Below are 23,012 nucleotides of genomic sequence, written 5' to 3' on the forward strand. Positions count from 1 at the left end.
ACGCAGCGACGGGGCCGGCGCAAGCCTTGCCGCGGCGGCCCGTGGGACGGGTCGCGTGGCTACTCGAGCACGCGGAACTCGATGCGACGGTTGTTCGCCCGACCTTGCTTGGTGGCGTTGCTGTCGATCGGCTCGTCGGGGCCGGCGCCGCGCGTCGTGATGCGACCTTCGTCGATGCCGTGCTCGACCAGGTACTGCTCGACCGCAATGGCGCGGCTCTCCGACAGGCGCATGTTGGCCTCGCGGCTGCCCGAATTGTCGGTGTGCCCGCTGATCTCGATGCGGATGGTCGGGTACTCTTGCAGCACCTTCACCGCTTCGTCGAGCACGGGCAGCGAGGTCTTGGTGAGGGTCGCCTTCGAGAGCTGGAAGTTGACGCCCTCCAGTCGTCCCGTGAACTGCTGGATCGCATCGGGGACCTCGTCGGGGCAGCCGTCGCCGTCTTCGAAGCCGTTGTAGGACTCGGGCTCGTCGGGACAGGCGTCGTCGGGGACGAGGATGCCGTCCTTGTCGGCGTCGGCCTGCGGGCAGCCGTCGGGCTCCACGCCGGCCTGGTCGGGGCAGGCGTCGTTCTCGCCGAGGAAGCCGTCACCGTCGGGATCCTCGGGCGAAGGGCAGCCATCGGGAGCCACGCCGGGCTCGGTGGGACACGCGTCCTCGCCGTCGAGGAAGCCATCTCCATCGCCGTCGCGCGGGGACTCGGGCTCGGGTTCGGGCTCGGGCTCGGGCGTCGGATCGTGATCGCGCTCGCGGCCGAGGGTGAACGAGAGGCCCAGCAGCACCTCGAGGGAGTTGGTGGCTCCACCTTCGGTGCCGCGGCGCGGGCTGATCACGTCGCGCAGGTCGAGGCGGATCGACCAGCGCCGATCGATGAAGACCTTGGTGCCGATGCCCAGGTGGAATGCGGGGTCGACGTCGCGTCCGAGGATCAGCGGATGGCTGATCACGCCCAGCGCGCCGGCACCGAACACCGCAAACGGGACGATGCTCGCGAACGGGAGCTGTCCCACCACGTGCCCGCGTGCCGTCCACAGATTGGCCGTGTAGCCGTCGTCGAGGGTGGAGGAGGGCATGAAGGCTCCCTCCACCTCCACGCCGAGCGCACGCAACGGAAACCAGCCCGCGCGCAGGCCCACGTCGGGGGCCACGGAGGCGAGCGGACGAAAGCCCTGGTGGGGAATCGCGGGGCGGGGCTCGAACAGCTCGAGATCACGAGCCGGGAAGAAAGCACCGCCGAAGGCGCCGAGCTCGAGCATGCCGCGCTCGGGCCTCCAACGCTGGAGCCACGGACGATCCTTGCGCTTGCTCAGCGGGGGACCCTTGGCGTCGCCGCGCTTGCCGGGCTTGGCCTCGTCGGCGAGCTTGGCCTTGCTGCCGAGCTTGGACTCGGCGAGCTTGGCCTTGCTGCCGGGCTTGGCCTTGCTGCCGGGCTTGGGCTCGTTGCCGGGCTTGGCCTTGCCGCTCGCATCGCCGTCCGGGCCCGCCGAGGCGCTGGCCGCAGGCAGCCACACGAGGCCCACCGACAGGCGGAGGGCGAGAAGCCGGGCAGGAGAGCGCATGGTTGCCTATCAGCGTGCCATGCCCGGAACAGAGGGGAAATTTTACGGCGTTTCCGGGCTACATGTCGGGCCGTGGGTGACCGAAGGACGACGAGGCCTTCAGCCTCCGCGGACGAGGTCGCCGAGCTTCATGGCCACGCTCATGTCGCCCTCGAGGCGCAGGCGGCCCTGACCGAATGCAGCCATGGGGTCGAGCTTGCCGCGGAGCATGTCGTCGAGATCCGCGCGGCTCATGTGCACCGTGCACTGCGCGTCACCATCCTCGTTGCTCACGCGGTTGGGTGACTCGGTGGCGTCGATCCGGATGACCCCGTCGTCGCCGAGGTCGAACTTCAGCACCGCACCCAGCTTGGAGTCGAGGCCCACCTTGCGGCGGATCGTGTCGGTCAGGTCCCTGATACCCATCGGATCAATGGTTATCCCACCGAAGGCCAATGGCGTCCAGTTTCACGGCGAGGGCGCGAACACGCACGAGCGCTCCCGCGCCCATCGGGTGGGTGAATCCCTTGCGGGTGAGGGTCGAGGTGCACCAAGGGGACGTCAGGATGGCGCGAATGGGGGGATGCGATCCTGGCGACGAAGCTCGCGGGCGAGCAGGGGGAAGCGACGGTCGAGGTATGGGAGGTCGAACAGGCCAGCTTGGTAGTCTTCGTACCAGCCGGCTCTGGTTTGCTTGCAGTCTTCGTCGTTGAGTCCAAGCAGGCCGATGGTGGCCTCGATGCGCGCGGTCAACTCGGCAGGAAGGCCCGGGGCCGGATGGAGCTGGAAGCGAACGAGCTCGAGCCGGAACCATCCGTCTTGGATCTCGAACGGGTCGAGCACCTCGGCCGCGACGCCCTTGCGAGCATTCATACGGGCGCAGGCGAAGCGGTAGTTGCTCCACTCATAGGCGAGGCGAACGTCGAGCGACTTGGGGACGTAGTGGTCGACGGTGTCGGTGCCCGTGAAGGGTTCGACGTAGAGGCAGGAATAGGCGCAGATCCTGCGGTATGCTTCGGCGAGCTGTGGCAGGCAGCGGCGCCAGAGCGGAGGGAGATCGTCGTGGCGGAGGTCCTCGATGCGATCGGCCTTCTTGCTGCGTCGTGGGCCGGGACGCTGTACCGTGAGCGATTCACCGATGAGCTCGGCCAGGGCGCTGTGCCCCGGCTGCCGGACCCTGGCGTCGAAGTCGTAGGGCTGGGGCTGGGGTTCTACGCGGATCACCGCACCCCTCGCTGCTCGAGGAAGTAGCCCCAGCGGGCCCAGAACGGATCGTCGTCGGGGAGCACGCGGCGGAGGGCTTCGTCGGCTTCGCGGAGCTTGGGTGGGTCGGGTGCGGGCTCGCGGAGCAGGGCGTCGGCTTGCTGGAGCGCGGCCTCGGCCTCGAGCGAGCGCGCCGTGGGGAGGTCGAAGACCTCGGAGGTGAGCCAGCGATTGTGGCTCGCCGATCAGATCGCTCGCCTTGACGTGCTCCTGCCAGGTCCACACCAGCATGTACGCGAGAGCGATGATGCGACGCATGCCTGCCGACGCATGTACCACGGGCACATCCTGGCCGTAGGACATGCGGAGGGTGGGAATGTCGCGGGCTTGGAAACCGAGACGTGTGAAGTCACCGGGGACGAGTCGCTCGTCGGCGGATGGTGAGAGGCTCTCGAGCACGGCCCCGAGCTGGTCGAACGGTTGTCCTTGTTCCTTTTGCCAGCTCGCCCAGTCGCGGATGAGCCCCTCGCAGAGCGAGACTCCATTTCGCGTGAGACCTTGCCACACCTCGGTCGGGTTGAAGACGAAGCTCGGAAGCTCCTCCCCTTCGACCAGCTGCTCCGCGAGCCAATGATTGCGAGCCGAGTCCCAGACCGCAAGACCGCCGTCGACCAGCGCGTAGAGCACGATGCCGCGGGCATCGCCTTCGGACTCGTTCGCAGGATGCCAACCCTGACTCCGTCGATCCCATTCGATCGTCGGAGCGGGCAGCCACGTGGACCCGCGGAGGTTCCCTTGGGTCCGAGACGAAATCGACGCCTCGTGCACCCCTCTCGGCGGTCGCGCCATCTCCCGCGCCCACGTCTGCGTGAGCGCCCACCAGGCCACGTCGAGCAGGAAGCTCTTGCCGAGCCCGTTGTCCCCCGTGATGAGGTTCAGGCGCTCGGCGAAGTCGATCTCGAGCTTCGGGGCCGGTCCGACGTTGGTCAGCTCGAGGTGTCCCAGCATGGTCGGCGCTCCCCGACTACTGTAGCCGCGCCGCCGCTCGCTTGGCGATCTCCGTCCCCACCTCGCTGCACCGGGCGGCCTTGGCCTCGCCCACGATGTCGTAGGTCAGCGGCTCCCCGGCCTCGAGCACCTCGACCACGGCGTCCTCGATCGCGGTCGCGGCCTTGCGCAGGCTCTCGTCCTGCTTGCGGTCGGCGAGCCAGTCCAGGCCCTCCTTGACCGACAAGATCATCGCGATCGGGTTGACCTTGTCCTTGCCCGCGTGCCGGGGGGCGCTGCCGTGGATCGGCTCGAACATGGCGTGCTCGCGACCCACGTTGGCGCCCACCGCCATGCCCATGCCGCCCTGCAGCACCGAGGCCAGGTCGGTCACGATGTCGCCGAACATGTTGGTGGTGACCAGCACGTCGTAGTACTCGGGCTGGCCGATGAGCCACTGGGTGAAGGCGTCGACGATCGCGGTGTCCTTCTCGATCTCGGGGTACTCCTCGCCGATCTCGAAGAACACGTCGCGGAAGAACTGACAGCCGTGCAGGACGTTGTCCTTGACGATCGCGGTCACCCGCAGCTTGCCGTCCTTGGGCGCGCCCTTGCCCCGCCGCCGGCACAGCTCGAACGCATGGCGGATGATCTGCTCGCTGGCCCGTCGCGTGATCACGCGGGTGTCGATCGCCACGTCGGTCTTGCCGCCCGGCTGGAGCTTGCCGCCGGTGGGTGCATAGAGGCCCTCGGTGTTCTCGCGCAGGAACACCATGTCGACCTGGCCCGGCTCCCACACCTGCTTGTGCGCGCCGTGGATGCGGTGTGCAACGCCCTTGTAGAGCTTGACCGGCCGCACGTTGGCGTAGAGGTTCAGCTTGATGCGGTTGCCGATGACGGGCGAGAAGCCCGCCATCTTGCCGTCATGGCGCAGCACCGGGCCGCTGCCCTTGGGGTCGGGCCAGCCCACGGCCCCGAGCAGGATGAGATCGGCGGCGGCGCAGCGCTCCTGCGAGCCCGCCGGCCAGTCGTCGTCACCGTGCTGCAGGAAGTACTGGCCACCGCAGGGGATCTCGTCGATCGACCACGTGATGCCGAGCGGCTGCGAGACCGCGTGGAGGACCTTCATGCCCTCGGCCATGACCTCGGGACCGGTACCGTCCCCTGGGAGCGTGACGAGCGAATACGCCATGCCGGAGGTGTACCGCAGGGCACGGGAGGCCCGGGGGTGAAGGCGGTTGCGAATCCTCACCCGTTGGGCGCGTGTGCCGGTGCGACGGCGAGAGCATCCCGTCTCGGGTGACAGCCCTGCGGGACACCGTGCATGATCCCGACATGGCCCCACGCCGAATTGGCTCATGGCTCCCCCTCTCGATCGCCTTGGTCGCGGTCGGTGCCTGTGCAAGCACCCGCGATCACGTTCGCGAGCACCAGGGCACGCAGACCCTGCGCCTGGTCAACGCGACGGCGGCCCCGATCTGCAAGGTCCACGTCGCGAGCCGTGACGAGCGCCTGTGGGGTCCGAGCTGGATCGACGGGGCCGTGGCTCCGGGCGAGCAGGTCGAGCTCGCGGTGCGCCCCGACGACTACATCCTCCGCGTGGGCTCGTGCAGTGGTCACACCACCGTCGTCGCGTACCATGTACCGGTCGATGACGACCTCGCGGTGGTGGTCCACGATGGTTACCCGAGCGCCGCGACCGACCCCGGCATGTCGGAACTGGCGCTGCCCTCGTGGATCATGGACGAGCACGCGCGGCTCGTCGTTCCCGGAGCGAGCACCGATGGCGTGGAGTTGCGTGTGAACAACCAGTGTGCCCGGGACCTGCGGGTCGTGCTCGGCGGAGACCCGAGCACGCGCTCGGGCGCACCCTCCACGCTCCCGGCCCGCGCGTCGCTGGACTACTTCGCGCCCGTCGGTACCGATCTGTGGCTGGTCGACCCGAGCTACCGCGTCATCGCGCGCACGGAGCTCTCGGCGAGCACGCGACGGGTCGCGGTGGCGCCGACGTGCGATGGCTTCGTCGAGGGGTGAGAGAGCTGCGCTCACTCATCGCGCTCGAAGCTCTTCATCTCGTCGACGATGCGTCTCGCCTTGCGCAGGCTCCCCCCCGCAGCAGCGTCGTCGAGCCGCTCCCCCAGGCCGCCGCGCGCTGGATGATGGGCCCAGCGGCGGAAGAGCCAGGTGCCGAGCAGACCCACGAACCCGAGCAGGATGCCCAGGTTGGCGGCGAGCGGGATCCGGGCGTACAGATCCACGCCGAGCAGCACCGCGAACGACACCATCGCGAATGGCACCCACAGCACCCACCACGGCAGCCCCACTGCCATGCCACAGCGGATGTAGAACAACCGCAGGCTCGCGAGCTGACGCTGGATCACGACCACGGGCGCCGCGTAGTCGATCCGGAACATCCGGCCCAGCATGATCCCCGCGAGCATGGTCACGATCACGCCATAGGCGTGCACGACGATGCCCGCGATCAGCACGTGTGGCACGTCGCTGTGTGGCTGCCAGGCCGCCACGCCGAGCACGATCACCACGATGCCCACGAGGATCTGTACGACCTGGCCGAACACGAGCGGCCACAGGCTGTGTCGCGCCCTGGTGAGACGCTCGTCCCGCAGCTGCCGCAGGAGGAGCGCCTCCTGTCGCTCCATCCGGCGGTCGAGCTCCTGCCACGCAAGCTTGATGTCATCGGTTGCCATCTGAAGTCTCCAGTCGGTCGGTGTCGTCGCCGAATGCGCCCTTCATGCGATTCTTGAGGCGGTTCAACTTGGTCGACACGTTCGTCGCGGTGATGCCGAGGATGTCCGCAATGTCCGAGTTGCTGTGATCCTCGAGGTAGAGCAGCAAGAGCGCTCGGTTCATCTCGTCCAGCGCATCGATGAAGCGGTACAGCGCCAACACGCGTTGGTCATGTTCGAGCGCATCGTCGGCTCCGTCAGCGAGTTCGTGGGGCGCGTCGCCGAGCGGCACCGTGGGCCGCCGTACCTGATAGCGCATCCGCGAGATCGCGACGTTGAGGGCAATGCGGTACATCCAGGTCGAGAACGAGCGCGCCGGATCGTAGGAAGGGAAGGCCCGCCACAGCTGCCCGATGATCTCCTGGCCCAGATCCTCGCGGTCGGCCTGGTTGCGGCAGTACGTGTGGGTGATCTTCAGCACGATCCGGCGGTGCTGTTCGATCAGGGCACAGAACGCCTGCCGTCGCTGCAGGCTCGGGGTCTTCGCTCCCATCCGGGTCCTCGGCTCCGTCGCCCCGTGATTCGCCGGCGCCGGGAGATCGTCACACGACCCTCGCCCCGGATGCGACGAGCCGCTGGGAGGGGCCCAGGAAGCACGAATTTTCCAGGCTACGAGGTAGGCGAGGGAGCGGGAGACGAGAGCGCATGGGCCCAAGATGATGCATTCGAGCACTATGCTTGGATGCATCATCCGTTCAGGCTGCGGTGTGGTCCACGATCAGGACCTCGCCGAGGGCCCCTTTGGGAGCTGGCGTTTCACTGGGTGCCTCGCTCCATGGATGACCCGGCCCGAGCCCAGCCCCTCGCGGCCCCTATGCCCTACGTCGAGCAATCCCGGACCCGGGCGGCTCATGCTCGCCACCGCGCAGGCGGTCCGGCGGCAACCGTCTGCCACGATCACGGGCCGATCAAATATCGAGTGGGCAATCATCTCTCGGTCTCGCACCGGTCCTCCTGGGCCATCGTGCTCGGTTCGACGTTCGAGCGCCGCGAACCCCGTTCCATTCGTGCCGTATTGCCTGCATCGAAGTTGCCATGCCACCATGGCCGTTCGTGGGCTCGCACATCGAGATCGCCGTGCGATCGTTCGCTGGCGGTCGTTGCTTCGCACGCGCCATGCTCGGCGTTGCGATCCTGGTGGTCACACCTGCATGCGGTGACGACAGCGGCCCTGCTGGATCCGGCACGGGCGGCGACGAGATGCCCGACGACCAAGACCCTGGCCCGGGAGGACCGAGCTGCCCCGCACAGGTGGCTCCGCCCCCGGGGTGGTCGCCCGACGACTTCGAGGCCCGCGCACAGCCGGGGACGATCACGCGCGTGGTCACCCTACGCGGCGACACCCCGCCCCCGGTCGAACCCAGCTCAGGCCATGCCGCTCACGCCGAGCCGTTCGCCCTGACCGCCCCGAGCCGTCCCTTCGGCGCGACCACCCAGGGCCCGCACATCCACGAGCGGTGGGGTGAGTCGCGCAAGCTCGAGCTGTCGTACTGCATCACCGCGGTCCCTGGCGACGACGCGGAGAACGAGGACAACTACCGCCGAATGATCCGCTCACTGGCTGACACCACCGCCGAGTGGGAACGCGTCACGGGGGCGAACTTCGTACACGTTGTGGGCGACGATACACCTGGGGTTGATCCATATCCTACCCTGGCACCCAACGGCGACGTGATCCTCAGACCAGACTGTGCCGCGGGTACGCCATCCTATTTTGGTTTCCTTACCTATTCGCTGGGTGCCACGCAAGGAGTGACCAACCCGGTTCCCCAAGCTTGGAACGACCCAGACCTCGACCCCGTTGGGGGAATACTTACACGCGCGATGCTGCTCAACGGCGATCTGCTTTGGAACGTCGACGAGTCACTCCTCCGTACCGTTCTTCGGCACGAACTCGGCCATGTCATGGGGTTCGTCCACGAGGAGGTCAACCACCCAGGTTCGGTGGGAGCTGGTTGTAGTGACGCAGATCCACGCCCGGTCACCCCTGTCGATTCTGCATCGATCATGACCACGCCGGGGTGCACGGGCCTGTCCGACGGCGCTGAGATCCTCACGCACCGCGATCGACTCTCCGGCTTCTACTTGCATCACACTCCACGTTCACGGTTCGAGACGAGGCCACCCACCATGGGCTACCGCTACGGTGGAATCCCGGGCGGGGGCGCGGAGCTCCTCTGGCATTCCGAGGGGTCCATCCAGGGTTTGCTCTGGCGTCCGCAGGTCGTGGGTAGCGCGATCTCGTTCATCGAGCAACCGTTCCCGTACTGGTCACCGAACAAGAACCCACCCGACGGCTGGTACCCCAACCAGAGCGAGGTCGTCATCCCGTTACGCATCGCCGCGCCCGACAGTTTCGGTTTGCTGTTCCATGGCCCCGGCTCCGATGTCCGTGACTTCGTCGTGCTCAACTCGGGCGGAAGCACGACCGCCATCGAGTGGTCGCACGACGCCTTTGCGGTGCCCGTGGTGGGTCGCTTCGACGGCTCGGATCTCGCGCGCGACGTCGTGTATCTCTACCAACCGGGCACCGAACAGAGCACTGCGCTCGTGACCTCGAACGACCAGGTCTCGGTCGTCACCGAGGTTCCGCAGCAGACCGCCTACGCCTACCCCCTGGCAGCCCCCTACCGTGGCGTCCAGCACCCCGACGACATCCTGTGGCTCGAGCCTCAGGCTGGGGGCAACGTGATCGCTTGGCGCCATGGTGGCGGACTGCTCGACCTCGTCGAGGTCACCACGACGGCTCGAGGCGACCTGGGACTCGTCCCCGGTGAGCACATCCCAGCCATCGGAGACTTCAACGGCGATGGCTTGGCCGACATCATGTGGCAGGGGGTCAGCAACCAAGCCGCTGGCTTCTCCGAGATCGAGGACGTGCTGTGGCTCTCCCAAAGCACGGCGAACGAGCTCGTCTTCGCAGTCATGCCCAAGGCAGTCGGCAGGACCCATCGCCCATTCGTGGGCGACTTCGACGGCGACGGCATCGACGACATCTTCTGGCACCGCAGCTGGGGCATGGTCGCCGAGGGCCCGTCGGCGTTCACCACCGACCCGAGCTACATCTGGTACTTCGACGCCACAGGTGGCCACGCGACCGAGGCCTTCGTGCTCGAGGGCGATTACAGTCCCTATGTGGGCGACTTCGACGCCGACGGCTGCCACGACATCGGGTGGTTCGACGCGGTCGGTGACGAGCTGCACGTGTGGCGGTGCATCCCAGGGGCGCGTGACTTCGATTGCGCAGGCGTCGCGCCGACACCGCCAAACGCTGCACCGGTCGGCATGCACTGGGGATTCTAGCCATGGTTGCATCGAACACACACGAAACGGGGGAGCCCTGCTACAAGGGAGACGAGGTCATGAGGAGAGTCATCATCACCGCGGCGGTCTTGGTGTCGCTGGGCGTGGGCTGTGAGCCCGAGCCCCAGCGCGACCCCGAGCCGCCCGGCACCCTCGAGTACGGGCACCCCCACACCCAGATCTTCCGGCTCGATCGCCGCATCGACATCATCGGCATCAAGGGCGACGACGATCGTCGCGAGTGCGGGATCCTGAGCGAGCGCGCCCACACCGAGCTCCAGAACACGCTCTCGGCCCTCGATCCCCACGCAGACCACGGCCATGATCCCAACGATCAGAGCTGTGCTCCCGGAGCCTTCGTCTACATCGAGGGCTTCGAGCACAGCCCCTTCGCGTGCGACTTCCAGTGCTGCGGAACCGAGCTCGCCCGCGCTGCGTTGATCTATTCGCTCATCGAGCTGCACTTCGAGGACTCGGGTCCGCTCGTGTTCGATGGCGAGCCCTACATCGCCATCGAGCCCGACACGCCATGCCCTTGAGGGTGGCCCGGCGTGCCATGCCCGTGACGGTGCAACTGGGTATCGCGATACCCGACCGCTACGGCATCACCCCGAGACACGGCATCGGCCGCCCCGTGCTGCCCTCGTCGGTCTCCGAGCCACCGCCCGTGCTCGACGCCCCCGCGTCGCCCTCGCTCGCGCTCGAGCTGCTGGGCCCCTCGCTGCTCCCGGCCGTGGTGTCGCCGTCGTCCCCGGTCGCACTGCCGTCGCTGCCCCCGGTCGTGCTGCCGTCGACCTGCCCGGTCATCCCCAGCGTGCTGCCGTCGTCCTCGGCGGTCGACGTGGTGACCGGCCCCACGTCGAGGCACGGCATCGGAGTCGGGGACGGACCGTCGTCACCGCAGGCCACGGCGAGACCCGAGAGCGCGAGCGCGATGAAGCGCTGCCGACGGGCCAGGATGGCGGCGCGATCGGGATCGTCGGTACGGTCGTCCATCGGCTCGACGGTATCACGGGCGAGGCGCGCGATGGTCAGTGGCGGTGCTCCCCGCCACGTCGCAAGATCCTCGGCGTGGAGACATCGAGCCAGCCCAAGGTCGAGGTCGCGCTGCGCCAGGCCGGTCCCGAGGACGCGGCGCAGCTGCTGCCGTGGATGCGGGACTTCAACGCGAGCGAGGGCATCGTGGTGGACGAGCACGCGCACGCGCGAGCGCTCGACCGGCTGCTGTGCGAGCCGATCCTCGGTCGAGTGTGGATCCTCGAGCACGAGCGCGAGCCGGTCGGCTATGCGGTGGTCACCTTCAACTTCGATCTCGAGCTACCGGGACTCGACGCGTTCCTCACCGAGCTCTACGTGGTGCCGGAGCATCGACACCGAGGAATCGCCCGCCGGGCGCTCGTGATGATCGAGGCCGAGGCCGCCGTGCTCGAGGTGATGCGACTGCAGCTCGAGGTTCGCTCCGACAACGACCCCGCGCGCCACTTGTACGGCGGGCTCGGCTACCACCAGAGCACCCGGCTGCTGATGGGCAAGCGGCTGGGTTCGAGTGGCGCTACGACCCCGCCCTCCGGCTGAGCAGCACGCCATCTGCCGCCTCGACCACGACGAACGCAGGATCGAGCGTCTCCTGCAGCGACACGTGCGAGGCGACGATGCTGACGATGCCCTCGAGCAGATCGCTCTGCGCCTCGGGAGGCACGAGGAACCGTGGATCGTCGAGCGTCTGGCTGCCAAAGCGCAGGCCGAAGTGGGCGATGACGTCGTTGGCCAGCTTGGCGCTGGTGCCCGTGGGCGTCGAGCACGAGCGATCGCCGAGGGCGAGCACCCCCATGCCCACCTCCAGCAAGACCGTGACCACCTCGCCATCGATCGGCTCGCAGAAGTCCGCGACCACCACGTCGTAGGCGAACGGATCGGTGGCCTCCGGCGGCATGAAGTCGATGGTGCCCAGGCTGTCGACCAGGTCGAAGAAGGGCTGGACGTCACCGACCCCGCAGCCCTCGGCGTCGATCCGCGGATCGCAGTCGGCAATCCACAGGATCGTCAACGGGCCCTCGCCCGGAGCCACCCCGGCCAGATCGTGGAATACGTTGGCCATCAGCTCCAGGTTGACGGTGGGGATGCCCGACTTGCCCCACGCCGAAAGCCGCGACTCGGGGCTCAGCGGCCGCTGCTCCGGCCAGGCCCTCGTCGGCCGGCGGTGGACGTCCGGCTCGCTCGCGGTGGTCGTGCCGTCGTCACTGCTCGTCCCGTCGGGATCGTAGGTCGTGGAGTCGTCGTAATAATCGTAGGTCGTGGAGTCGTAGCCGTAGTCGTCGTAGCCGTAGTCGTCGTCGGGGATCCCCCAGCGCACACAGCCGCCGAGCACGAGCGGTGTCACGAGCAAGAGCAGTGATTCGCGGCTCGCCATCAGAACCTCCCCGTGAGGCCGAGGCCAGAGAAGCCGCGCCCGAAGCGGGGCGCGAGCGAGAGTTCGTGGTGCTTCTGGGCACGCTTGACCCCAGCGCCATACATGAGCAGCCCGGCCCCCGCGGCAGAGATCGCCGCCCCCGCGGCCACGGTGAACGTCGAGAGGTTCTGGCGGTTCTGGACGCAGGAGTACTCGAGGCAATCGGTGGTCCCGATCCAGAGGAACAGCCGGGCCATGCCCATGCCGAGCAGACCCAGCGGCAACAAGGTCGATCCCGTGATGATCATGGGCACCCCATCGGGCGCACGGCCGGAGTAGACCGAGTAGGGCGCGCGCTTGCGGGCCCCGAGACCAGTGAAGGTGATGCCCAGTCCATAGCTGGAGGCGGCGAGGGTGTGCATGGCGAACGAGCCGATGCTCCCGTCGGCACACTCCCCGGTCGAGCTGTTCGGCCCGCAGTTGTTGCGCCAGGCGGCATTGCCCACGAGTGACATCGGCACGGCGACGAGCACCAGCAGCGGACCGGTGACCAGCATGCCGAGGCCGGCGGCGGGACTCGGTTCGGGTCCGGCCGGAGCGGTGCGTGACGAAGGAGCCAGCTCGCCGCCGGAAGCAGGCTGGACCGGCGCGGGCGTGGGCTGGACCGGCACGGGCGCAGGCTGGACCGGTACGGGTGCGGGTTGGACCACCTCCGCTGCGGGCTGGGTCGGTGCAGGCTCTCCCGCGGGCGCGGCGGATTCGGTTGCCGGAGCGGGCGCGGGTGCAGGCGCAGGCGGGGAGGTCGTGTCCGTCGGCTGGACGGACAGGATCGAGGCGAGCACCAGGTCGAGGCAGAACATCGGTCCTCTTCAGTTCCGATCGGAGCGTCCCCCGATCACCATCCCCATCGTACCGAAAACCGAGTCCAAGGGGCCACCGCGCTACGCCGGAGCAACGGCGTTCGAGCACGGTGGTCGTCTTCGGTCGGACCGGGTCCGCCCGATCCTGGAGGCAAGGCCCCTCACTCTGGCGCCGCCACATCGACCGCTCCGGCGCGCCCCGAGGGCACCCCGGTCACCAGCACCGTGTGCTTGCCGGTCACGTAGACCTTGCGTCGATGCTGCTGCAGATAGCGGCGCCAGAACGCCACGCCCTTGACCAGAAGCGAGAGCTCGGGCTGGCGAAAGTTCTTCATGCGCGCACCGTGGAGCTGCTCGCCGTCCACGTAGCGGCAATTGGGCACGCCCAGGATCACGCTCCCGTTGGAGCGCAATCGCTGCTGCACCACGTGGCGCAGCACCGCGCGGTCGTCGACCCCGGGGCTGTGCAGGGTGCCCAGGGCGATCACCAGATCGAACGGCTCGCCCAGCGGAAGCTCGGGCAGCGCGGCGAGCTCGGCACACACGAAGTGATGGCGCGTCGAATCGGAGAACCGCGAGCGCGCCACCTCGATCGCCGATGCGCTGTGGTCCACGCCCACGAAGCACCCCGAGCGCGCGAGCTCGGGCCACAGCGTGCCGAGCAGCTGCAGCTCCTCACCGGTGTTGACCCCGAGATCGAGCACGCGTGCCCCGGGTCCCAGCCCCACGCGCTCGAGCGCATCGGCCAAGTCGAGCACCAGACCCGGATCCTCGGCCTTGTCGATCCGCTGGTAGCCGGAGCCGGCGCCGTACTTCTCGGTCACCGGCACCGCGTCGCCGGGCTCCCAGCGAGCAGTCGGGTCGAGCGGCCGCAGCTCCAGCCGCATCAGGCCCTCGCCGTCGGGGCGCGGAGTGGAGAGCCGCAGACCCATGCGATCGGCCAGGTCGACCCACACGCGCAGCGGCCGGTGCCGATGCGCACGCTCGCCCACCACCACGGGCTCGCCCGCGTAGCGTCCGGCGCCGCGATCCGGGTCGAGCACCCGCAGGCGCACCACCCCGGCCCCCTCGAGCAGGCGCGACCGAATGTGCTCGATGATCGACGTGAGCGGCTCGCTCGCGAGCACGGGGGCGTCCGATTCCATGCAGCATCATGCCACGGATGTCCGACGCTCCCGGGCTCGCTCAGCGGCCGGCGGGCTCGCCCAGGTAAACCGACAGATACCGCACCAGCATCAGCTTGGTCTCCTCCACGATCGCATCCCCGCGCACCGGGTCGGGGTCGCGGGCGAGCACCAGCATCATCGAGGCCACCGTGTTGACGACCATGGTCGCGACCACCTCGCGCCGCTCGTCGCCGAGCGTGGGTACCCACCCGGCGAACAGAGCGGCGGTCGCCTGCACCAGCTCGCGCAGCAAGGCCTCGTCGGCCTCGGCGTACTCTCCATAGATCTCGAGGTTGCGCCACACCGCCTGCATCATCACGTTGCTCTGGTGCAGGCGGCGAAAGCCGTCGATGAAGCGCGACAGCAGCTCCGACCACGGCTGCCGCACCGGGTCGGGACCCAGGAGCTGCGCGTAGCCCTGTCGCGCCAGCTGCATGCAGCGCTGCGCCACCTCGCGAAACACCGCGGTCTTGTTGGGGAAGAACTGGTAGAGCGAGCCGATCGAGGTGCCCGCCCGCGCGGCGATCCCCTCCATCGTGGTGTCGGAGAAGCCGTGCTCGGCAAACGACTCCGCCGCTGCCTCGAGGATCGCCTCGAGCCTGCGCTGGCTGCGCTGCTGGGTGGGGCGCCGCCGCCGAGCGCCTCCGGCCTCGGCCACACTGCCCCGCGAATGGCCCTCCACGGCCCTCTTGGCCGCCTTCTTCGGGCTCCTGGTCTTCGTGCTCGTCCCCACCGCTCGACAAAATCTGAGGCAAGCCTCATGTTCTTGTCAAATATGAGGACGGCCTCACATTCTCTCGGTCGCTGGCTCGGGTTCGATGACGACGGACTGCCCCCGGGTCCCTCCGGACGCAATCCCTTCGCGGTGCTCGCGTTGCTGCGAGATCCGCTGCTGCACCTGACCCGCGCGCGCGAGCAGTACGGCGATGCAACCTGCTTTCGCGTGGGCCCCTTGCGCTTCGTGTCGGTGGCCAACCCCGACTACGCCCATCACGTGCTGGTGGGCAACCATCGCAACTACGTCAAGAGCCGCAACTACGCGGGCCTGCGCCTGGTGATGGGCGACGGCCTGGTGACCAGCGAGGGCGAGCACTGGAAGCGGCAGCGCAAGCTGGCCCAGCCCGCGTTCCACCGCCAGCGACTGGCGGCGCTGGCCGACACCATGAGCGAGTGCGTCGGCGAGCGGCTCGACCAGTGGGATCAGCGGGCTCCCGCCAACGTCGACGTGCACGAGGAGATGATGCAGCTGACCCTGCGCATCGTGGGCCGCACCCTGTTCGGGACCGACCTCGGCACGGACCTCGGCGCGCTCGGTCCCGCCGTCACCACCTGCATGCACAAGGCCAACGAGTACGCCGAGTCGCTGGTCCGCATCCCGCTCTGGGTGCCCACGCCCAGCAACCTGCGCTTTGGTCGGGCCAAGCGCACGCTCGATGCGATCGTGCACGGCATCATCGAGCAGCGCCGCACCGACCTCTCCCGCGGCGAGGCTCCCCGCGACGACCTGCTCGGCATGCTGATGGCCGCCACCGACGAAGACGCGGCCGAGGTGGCCAGGTCCGAAGACGAGTCGACCGGCATGACCAACCAGCAGCTCCGCGACGAGGTCATGACCCTGTTCCTGGCCGGCCACGAGACCATTGCCACCGCCATGAGCTGGACGTGGATGCTGCTGCATCAGCACCCGGAGGTGGCCGCCCGCGTGCGCGAGGAGGCCACCTCCGTGCTCGGGGGCCGAGCGGCTCGCTTCGAGGACCTGCCTCGGCTCGTGTACACCGGCCAGGTGATCGACGAGGTCCTGCGGCTCTACCCGCCGGCGTGGATCGTGGAGCGGCAGGCCCTGGCCGAGGATCGCCTGGGTCCCCATCGGATCCCCGCAGGCACCGTGGTGGCCACGGCGCCGTGGGTGTTCCACCGCCACCCTGCCCTGTGGAAGGATCCGCTGCGCTTCGACCCCGATCGCTTCGCCCCCGATGCCCCCGCGAGCCTGCGTGAGCGTCACAAGCTCGCCTACATGCCGTTCGGTGCCGGCCCTAGGATCTGCATCGGCAACCACTTCGCGCTGATGGAGGCCAAGATCATCCTCGCCACCGTGATCCAGCGCTACGCGGTGGAGGTATTCGACCCCGAGTCGATCGGGTTCGATCCGGCCGTGACCCTACGCCCGCGCGGAGGCATGCGGGGCCGGCTGCATCGGCTCGCGGATCTCGACCCGGCGCTCGCCGCCTGAGCCGACCCGGGCTATCGCGCCTTCCCCGGCATCGCTACCCTCCGGCGCATGCTCTTTTGCAGCGTCGAGCTCGCAGCTCGCATCGAGCAGGCCGAGGCACGGCTCGTCGTGGATTGCACCCGGACGGCCGCGCGCGAGCGCGAGGGTCAGCAGACGTTCGTGCTCCCGTTCGCGGGTGGCTGGGCCGCTTACTCCGGCCCCGGCTCGCCGCTCGCCAAGGTCGCCGGGGCCGGCTTGCAAGGTGCCTTCGTGCCGGACGAGCTCGAGGCGATCGAGCAGGCGTTCGCACGGGTGCGAGCGCCGGTGCAGATCGAGCTGTCGTGCCTGGCCGATCCGTCGATCGGCCGCCGGCTCACCGAGCGTGGCTACGTGCTGGTGGGCTTCGAGAACGTGCTCGGCCGCCGGCTGACCCCGGCCGCGCCCGACCGGCCGCCGATCCCATCGGCCCAGGGGGCGGCCCAGGGGGCGGCCCAGGAGGTGGAGATCTCCCCGGTGGAGGGCGACGGGCTGGCGGCGTGGCTCGACACCGTGGTGACCGGCTTTGCTCACCCCGATGGACAGGGCGTCGAGTCGCACGAGGAATTCCCCCGCGAGAGCCTCGAGCCGGTGATGGGCAGCATGGCCCGCACCGAGGGCTTTCGCTGCTACCTCGCCCGCCGCCACGGCGAGCCGGCCGGCGGAGCCTCCATGCGCATGCACGAGGGCGTGGCCCAGCTGTGCGGCACGTCCACGGTGCCGGCTCACCGCCGTCGCGGGGTCCAGGGAGCCCTGTTGGCCGCGCGCCTGGGTGAAGCCGCGTCCGCGGGCTGCGATCTGGCCGTGGTGACCACTTTGCCCGGATCTCGCTCGCAGCACAACGTCCAGCGCCATGGGTTCGAGCTGCTCTATACCCGCGCGATCCTCGTGCGCGAAGCCCTGACCTCCTGACCAGTCCGGCTCACGCCCAGCTCGTCGATCTCCTGGAGATCCTTGGCCAAATTCGCGGTCGGCCGGCGCCGGCGGGGGCTCGAGCCGGCCGCGTCTCCCACCCGGCCGGGCCGGCCTCGAGTGCCGGCCCCGAGCGCCGACCCGAGTGCCGGCCTCGAGCGCCGACCCCCGCCCGACCCCCATCCGCCCCGAGGATCATCCCAACGGCCTTGCCCCAAGGGCCCTTGGACGCGATCATGCGCCACGGTGCCAGTGCCGCGGATGCGGTCCCCTCGGCTGGCTCCGCCGACTTCCCGGGAAAGATCATCCAAGTGTCGACGCCACCTCGTCCTCGGGTCCTCCTCCGCGCCGCGCTGTCCATCTGCTCGCTCGCTGCCGCGCCCCTCGCCGCCGCCGCCGTGCTCGTTGGCGCGCCGTCGGAGGCCTACGCAGCCAGCGGCACCATCAGCGGCGTCGTCACCAACGCCGGCACCAAGGAGCCGGTCGAAGGCGCGCTCGTGATCCTCCAGTGCTCCTGTCTACAGGAGGCCCGCGAGACCCAGACCAACTCCAATGGCCTCTACGCGTTCCGCGACCTGCCCCCCGGCACCTACACGGTGCAGGTGCTGGTCGGCCAGGCCGACGTGTCCAAGGTCGCCACCCTCCCCAGCGGCGCCAAGTTCCGCGCCAACTTCTCCATCGACCCCGACAACGAGTTCCGTCGCGTGATCCGGGTCGAGGCCCAGCCGGTCGAGCAGAAGACCTCCGTGGGCCGCACCGTGAGCATGGAGGAGTTCCGCAACATCCCCATCGGCAACTCCACCAGCCGCGACTTCACCCAGGTGGTCGAGAGCTCCGCCACCGCCTCGCGCGACGCGGCCGGCATCAGCCTGGCCGGCACCACCGGCGCCGAGAGCAAGTACGTGGTCGAGGGCGCCAACGTCAACAACCCCGCGTTCGGCACCGTCGGCGCCTCGATCGTCCAGGAGTTCATCGAGGAGGTCGAGGTGCAGGAGGCCGGCTACGACGCCGAGTACGGCGGCGTGGCGGGCGGGCAGGTCTCGGCTCGCCGCCTGTCGGGCACCAACACCCTGCGCGGCGTCGCCCGCTTCACCTACACCCCGCGCCTGGCCGAGCCGCGCTTCATCCAGGGCACCGACAACGCGGTCCGGGCCACCGAGACCCCCGACTTCGTCATGCAGGGGGTGGTCGCCGCCAGCGGTCCCATCATCAAGGACAAGCTGTTCTGGTCGGCCGGCATCTCGACCACCGGCGGCCGCAACTCGCTGGTGCAGACCTTCCACAACCGCATCGACAAGGACGGCTCGGGCGGCTACGAGGACTGCCCCTACAAGAACGGCGACTTCGACTGCGCCGATGGTGGCGACTACATCGCCACCGAGGAGTTCGCCAACCAGAAGTTCTTCACCGGCGGCGTGCAGGCGGGCTACCAGTTCGGCCTCGACTGGGCCATCAATCCCCGGCACCGCATCCGCGCCACCGTCAGCGGTACCCCCAGCTTCGTGCGCCGCACCTACCGGCGCTCGGCCACCAACCCGTTCAACCCCACGCTCACCGCCGATCCGCTCGGCGGGGCCGCGCTGACCGCCAACGGCGTGGTCAACGAGCACTTCGGCTGGGACCGCTTCAACTTCTTCAGCACCGCGCTCGGCTACCTCGGCCGCGTGGCCGACGACAAGATCGAGATCGACGCCAACGTGTCGTACTCGCAGTTCGCCAACGAGCTCGCCTGGCGGCTCGACCGGCCCGAGCTCAAGGACATCCCCACCACCCAGGAGTCCGACACCGAGGGCGAGAACCTGTTCGAGTTCCTCGACCGCGACGGTCGTCTCGACCTGGTCCCGGGCGTGGCCGAGGCCTGCAACGCCTCGAACCTGCCCGGCCTGGCCTGCCCCGTGCGCCTGTGGCTCTCGGGCGGCATCGGGGCCTTCGGCGTCGACCGCAGCCGTCGCGTCGAGAGCCGCCTGGCGCTCACCCACTTCTTCAATGCCGCCGGCTCGCACCAGGTCAAGTACGGCATGCAGTTCGAGCACCTCGCGCGGCGCACGATCTCGCAGTACTCGGGCTCCAACTCCGCCGACTTCTACGACAACTGCTCGCAGATGGGCCTGGGTGGCCAGGCCGACGACGAGGGCGGCGAGTGGTGCTACGACGCCGCCAACAACGACTACGTGATCTCCACCGCCAACCGGGTCGACAACCACCGCTACATCCGCGTCGACACCGACAACCCCGACCTGCGCCAGTCGCTCGGCTACGGCCGCGTGCGCAAGGAGCAGGGCGAGCTGCGGGCCATCTCGACCCCGCTGGGCGCCGGCGTGCGCGTGCCCCGGTACGACGAGACCACCACCACGCAGAACTACGCGTTGTTCCTGCAGGACCGCTGGGCCATCCTCAGCAACCTGTTCCTCTCGGCCGGCGTGCGCTGGGAGCTGCAGGACATGCGCGACATCCTGGGTGATCGCGCCATCCTCATCTGGGACAACGTGGCCCCGCGCGTGGGCGTCGTCTACGACTGGACCGACGAGGGTCGCAGCCGCCTGTTCGCCAGCTACGGCTGGTTCTACCAGCAGCTCCCGCTCCAGCTGAACTCGCGCGTGTTCGGCGGTCTCGTCGACGTGTACCGCACCTACCGCAACGCCCAGTGCCAGGGCCAGCAGGTCACCATCAACGGCGAGACCTTCCCGCGCGAGGAGAACGGGCAGCCCACCGAGTACTGCCCCGACTTCGCCCAGGGCACCACCCAGCTCACCGAGGGCGCCGTGGTGCCCAAGCTCAAGGGTCAGTACAACCAGCAGTTCCAGATGGGCTACGAGCAGGAGGTCATCGAGGACCTCACGCTCGGGGTGCGCTGGCTCCACACCAACCTCGGGCGCGCGGTCGAGGACATCTCGACCAACGGCGGCCTGAACTTCATCATCGCCAACCCCGGGGTCGAGGTGGCGCAGGAGGACATCCAGCGCCAGCAGGCCCAGTGCGACGAGCTCGATGCCCAGCTCCAGTCGCTGGAGATGGACGACCCCTCGCGGCCGCAGATCGCCCGCGAGCTGCAGCGCTGCTCGTTCCTGGCCGACGCGTTCGGCAAGATCAACTCGCTGTTCGACCGTCCCACCCGCAACTTCGACGCCTTCACCTTCGAGGTGAAGAAGCGCTTCGCTCGCAACTGGACGCTGCTCGGCTCCTACACCTTCAGCCGCACCGTGGGCAACTACGACGGCTTCGTCGATCCGATCACCGGCGCCATCAACCTCGGTGCGAGCGCGCAGTACGACATCCCCGAGCTGGTGCGCAACAGCTTCGGCCCGCTGTCCAGCGACATCCCGCACCGCGTCAAGCTCGACGGCTTCTACTCGTTCGACCTGCGCGAGGCCGGGCGCCTGACCCTGGGCACCAGCTTCCGCTTCACCTCGGGCTACCCGATCTCGCTCAAGGCCGGCAACAACCTCTACGGCATCGGGGCCGTCTACGTGGTGCCGCGCGGCGCGGGTGGTCGCGTCGAGCCCAACTACTTCTGGAACTTGAGCATGAGCTACGCCTATCCCCTGCCCGGGGACCTCGAGATCGAGGCGGCGGCGCGCGTCATCAACATCACCAACTCGCGGGCCGTGATCCGAGTGGACGAGATCTACTCGTTCCAGAACACCCGCCCGGTGGCTGGCGCCGACCTCAACGACCTCAAGCACACCAAGATCCAGAACCAGGGCAACCCCACCGAGTTCTTCCAGCGCACCGTGCTGGCGCCGCAGGGCAACTTCGGCGTGGAGACCTCGTTCCAGACGCCACTGGCGGCGAGCTTCGAGCTGCAGCTGCGATTCTAGCCTCGGCCCCCGCGGGCAGCGGTAGGCAAGCATCGGCTCGAGCTTGCCCTACTCTGCTCGCGGCGTAGGTCGCGGTGGTAGACGACGCCTAGCCCGCTGGGACGCGCGGACCCACCGGCCTCGCGACCGCCGAGCTCCGACGTCCATGGCAGGACCCTCTCGTGGAGGTGGTAGGCTAATCGAGGGCGCTCGACACCCGCCGCGCCGTGCCATGCTCCCGTTCTTCAATACCTCCGGTCCGTGCATCCCGGGCGAGCACTACATGCTCCCGCCCGAGCGCCGGCTGGACGACGTGCTCGCGCTCATCGAGGCACGTCGCTACTTCACGCTGCACGCCGGGCGGCAGACGGGCAAGACCACCAGCGCGATGTGGCTCGAGGATCACGTCAACGCAACGGGGGACCGTTGGGGGCTGTGGGTCGACCTCCAGACCGCGCGCGAGAAGCCCGACGTCGAGCGGGCGATGAAGGTGATCCTGGCCAGCTTCGAGGACGTCCTCGCCGCCCGGCGTCCGGATCTTCCCCGGCTGCCGCGCGACGAGCTCGATGCCATGCTCGCCACGGCCGACCGAGCGTTGCTCCGCTACCTTCGGCGCCTCGTCGCCCTCGACCCACGCCCGCTGGTGCTCCTGCTCGACGAGGCCGACGGTCTGGTCGGCGAGGCGATGGTCTCGTTCCTCACCCAGCTGCGGCATGGCTACATCGAGCGCAGCCGCGTGCCGTTTCCGGCCAGCGTGGTGCTGGTGGGGCAGCGGCAGGTGCGGGACTACGCAGTGCGGGAGGAGGAGCGCCAGGCGCTCGCGTGGCTCGGCACGACGTCACCGTTCAACATCACCGCCGAGGCCACGACCTTGGGCCCCTTCACCGAGGCCGAGGTGGGCGAGCTGCTCGAGCAGCACACGGCGGCCACCGAGCAGCGGTTCTCGCCCGAAGCCGTGGCGCGAATCGGAGTGCTGGGCCGCGGGCACCCATGGCTCACCAACGCCCTCGCCGATCAGATCGTGCGCCGTGACGTGACCGATCGCGCGGAGGAAATCACGGCAGCCCACGTCGACGCGGCCAAGGAGACGATCATCCTTGAGCGCCGCACCCACATCGACTCGCTGGTCGCCCGGCTGCGCGAGGACCGGGTGCGGCGGATCCTCGCGCCCATGCTGGTGGGCGACCGCGCCACGGGCGACGTGCTCGACGACGACTTTGCCTACGTGCTGGGCCTGGGCCTGTTGCGCGCCAGCGGGGGCAAGTACGAGATCGCCAACCCGATCTACGCCGAGGTCCTTCCTCGTGCGCTCACCTACAACCAGCAGATGCAGATCGCCAACGAGCCCGCGTGGTACGTGCGACCCGACGGCTCGCTCGACATGCCCAAGCTCATGGCCGACTGGCAGGAATTCTGGCGCAAGGATGGGCACCTCGCGGCCGACGGCTTCCACTACCGCGAGGCGGGTCCACACCTGATGCTCATGGCGTTCCTGCAGCGGGTGGTCAACGGGGGCGAGCGGATCGAACGCGAGTACGCGCTGGGTCGAGGGGCGCTCGACTTGCTGGTGGAGTGGCGGGGGCATCGACACGCGATCGAGCTCAAGCTGCGCCGCGATACCGAGACCGAGACCGAGGCGCTCGACCAGCTCGTGCGATACCTCGACCACGCCGGGCTGCCCGAAGGCTGGCTGGTGATGTTCGACCTGCGGTCGACGCTGCCCTGGAAGGAGCGGTTGACCACCCGCGAGGTGGAGCACCGCGGCAAGCCGGTGCACATCGTGGGGTGCTGAGGACGGCGGGGCAGCGCCACCCTGCTCGAGCGCAACCTGGCCCTCAGCCCCACCGACCGCATGAGACAGCACG

At 68.9% G+C, this 23,012-nt stretch carries 19 protein-coding genes; 8 read left to right on the plus strand and 11 right to left on the minus strand.

Annotated features, from left to right (window positions below; genetic code table 11):
* Positions 1 to 59: 59 nt before the first annotated feature.
* The 4 genes from OEB96_RS45460 to OEB96_RS45475 all read right to left on the minus strand — a co-directional run bounded on the left by OEB96_RS45460 (position 60) and on the right by OEB96_RS45475 (position 4,920).
* Positions 60 to 1,559, minus strand: coding sequence for an OmpA family protein (locus OEB96_RS45460; RefSeq protein ID WP_266223269.1), 1,500 nt, complete (start codon positions 1,557 to 1,559; stop codon positions 60 to 62).
* A gap of 99 nt (positions 1,560 to 1,658) precedes the next feature.
* On the minus strand, positions 1,659 to 1,964 hold the full coding sequence (locus tag OEB96_RS45465) for an SCP2 sterol-binding domain-containing protein (RefSeq protein WP_266223270.1): 306 nt from the start codon (positions 1,962 to 1,964) through the stop codon (positions 1,659 to 1,661).
* 135 nt (positions 1,965 to 2,099) lie between these two features.
* Positions 2,100 to 3,749: an AAA family ATPase gene (locus OEB96_RS45470; RefSeq protein WP_266223271.1), complete on the minus strand. Its 1,650-nt coding sequence runs from the start codon at positions 3,747 to 3,749 to the stop codon at positions 2,100 to 2,102.
* A gap of 16 nt (positions 3,750 to 3,765) precedes the next feature.
* Entirely contained in the window at positions 3,766 to 4,920 is a 1,155-nt protein-coding gene (locus tag OEB96_RS45475; protein ID WP_266223272.1) for an isocitrate/isopropylmalate dehydrogenase family protein, read from the minus strand.
* Positions 4,921 to 5,063: 143 nt separating this feature from the next.
* Between OEB96_RS45475 and OEB96_RS45480 the strand changes: the two genes are divergently transcribed.
* On the plus strand, positions 5,064 to 5,762 hold the full coding sequence (locus OEB96_RS45480) for a hypothetical protein (protein ID WP_266223273.1): 699 nt from the start codon (positions 5,064 to 5,066) through the stop codon (positions 5,760 to 5,762).
* An 11-nt stretch (positions 5,763 to 5,773) separates the two neighbouring features.
* On the opposite strand, the gene OEB96_RS45485 is transcribed toward OEB96_RS45480, so the two are convergent.
* Both OEB96_RS45485 and OEB96_RS45490 read right to left on the minus strand, forming a co-directional pair.
* Positions 5,774 to 6,436, minus strand: a complete 663-nt coding sequence (locus OEB96_RS45485) for a hypothetical protein (RefSeq protein ID WP_266223274.1) — start codon at positions 6,434 to 6,436, stop codon at positions 5,774 to 5,776.
* A complete protein-coding gene (locus OEB96_RS45490) occupies positions 6,423 to 6,968 on the minus strand; it encodes an RNA polymerase sigma factor (protein ID WP_266223275.1) in 546 nt (181 codons plus the stop codon). The genes OEB96_RS45485 and OEB96_RS45490 overlap by 14 nt, the downstream gene beginning before the upstream one ends.
* A gap of 1,052 nt (positions 6,969 to 8,020) precedes the next feature.
* Between OEB96_RS45490 and OEB96_RS45495 the strand changes: the two genes are divergently transcribed.
* A complete protein-coding gene (locus OEB96_RS45495) occupies positions 8,021 to 9,778 on the plus strand; it encodes an FG-GAP repeat domain-containing protein (protein WP_266223276.1) in 1,758 nt (585 codons plus the stop codon).
* Between the two features lie 59 nt (positions 9,779 to 9,837).
* Positions 9,838 to 10,317: a hypothetical protein gene (locus tag OEB96_RS45500; RefSeq protein WP_266223277.1), complete on the plus strand. Its 480-nt coding sequence runs from the start codon at positions 9,838 to 9,840 to the stop codon at positions 10,315 to 10,317.
* A gap of 58 nt (positions 10,318 to 10,375) precedes the next feature.
* On the opposite strand, the gene OEB96_RS45505 is transcribed toward OEB96_RS45500, so the two are convergent.
* Positions 10,376 to 10,774 (minus strand): hypothetical protein, encoded by a 399-nt coding sequence (locus OEB96_RS45505; protein WP_266223278.1) that lies wholly within the window; start codon positions 10,772 to 10,774, stop codon positions 10,376 to 10,378.
* Between the two features lie 75 nt (positions 10,775 to 10,849).
* Between OEB96_RS45505 and OEB96_RS45510 the strand changes: the two genes are divergently transcribed.
* Positions 10,850 to 11,353, plus strand: a complete 504-nt coding sequence (locus tag OEB96_RS45510) for a GNAT family N-acetyltransferase (RefSeq protein WP_266223279.1) — start codon at positions 10,850 to 10,852, stop codon at positions 11,351 to 11,353.
* Here OEB96_RS45510 and OEB96_RS45515 read toward each other — a convergent pair.
* The 4 genes from OEB96_RS45515 to OEB96_RS45530 form a co-directional block, all read right to left on the minus strand.
* Positions 11,331 to 12,188 carry a hypothetical protein gene (locus OEB96_RS45515; protein ID WP_266223280.1) on the minus strand — a complete coding sequence of 286 codons (858 nt, stop codon included), beginning with the start codon at positions 12,186 to 12,188 and terminating at the stop codon, positions 11,331 to 11,333. The genes OEB96_RS45510 and OEB96_RS45515 overlap by 23 nt on opposite strands.
* Entirely contained in the window at positions 12,188 to 12,838 is a 651-nt protein-coding gene (locus tag OEB96_RS45520; protein ID WP_266223281.1) for a hypothetical protein, read from the minus strand. Before OEB96_RS45520 ends, OEB96_RS45515 begins: the two co-directional genes overlap by 1 nt.
* Before the next feature lie 350 nt (positions 12,839 to 13,188).
* Entirely contained in the window at positions 13,189 to 14,172 is a 984-nt protein-coding gene (locus OEB96_RS45525; protein WP_266223282.1) for a class I SAM-dependent methyltransferase, read from the minus strand.
* Positions 14,173 to 14,212: 40 nt separating this feature from the next.
* Complete coding sequence (locus OEB96_RS45530) at positions 14,213 to 14,875, minus strand: TetR/AcrR family transcriptional regulator (protein ID WP_266223283.1); 663 nt, start codon at positions 14,873 to 14,875, stop codon at positions 14,213 to 14,215.
* A gap of 93 nt (positions 14,876 to 14,968) precedes the next feature.
* Here OEB96_RS45530 and OEB96_RS45535 point away from each other — a divergent pair, with 93 nt between their 5' ends.
* The 4 genes from OEB96_RS45535 (at position 14,969) to OEB96_RS45550 (ending at position 22,939) form a co-directional block, all read left to right on the plus strand.
* Positions 14,969 to 16,423 carry a cytochrome P450 gene (locus tag OEB96_RS45535; RefSeq protein WP_266223284.1) on the plus strand — a complete coding sequence of 485 codons (1,455 nt, stop codon included), beginning with the start codon at positions 14,969 to 14,971 and terminating at the stop codon, positions 16,421 to 16,423.
* 48 nt (positions 16,424 to 16,471) lie between these two features.
* Entirely contained in the window at positions 16,472 to 17,350 is an 879-nt protein-coding gene (locus tag OEB96_RS45540) for a GNAT family N-acetyltransferase (RefSeq protein WP_266223285.1), read from the plus strand.
* Between the two features lie 311 nt (positions 17,351 to 17,661).
* Positions 17,662 to 21,168: a TonB-dependent receptor gene (locus OEB96_RS45545; protein WP_266223286.1), complete on the plus strand. Its 3,507-nt coding sequence runs from the start codon at positions 17,662 to 17,664 to the stop codon at positions 21,166 to 21,168.
* A gap of 211 nt (positions 21,169 to 21,379) precedes the next feature.
* The gene (locus tag OEB96_RS45550) at positions 21,380 to 22,939 is read left to right on the plus strand and encodes an endonuclease NucS domain-containing protein (RefSeq protein WP_266223287.1); all 1,560 of its coding nucleotides are present in this window, start codon (positions 21,380 to 21,382) and stop codon (positions 22,937 to 22,939) included.
* Positions 22,940 to 23,012 lie beyond the last annotated feature (73 nt).

The organism is Paraliomyxa miuraensis (assembly GCF_026337845.1).
In the GTDB taxonomy this organism is placed as follows: Bacteria; Myxococcota_A; Polyangia; order Nannocystales; family Nannocystaceae; genus Paraliomyxa; species Paraliomyxa miuraensis.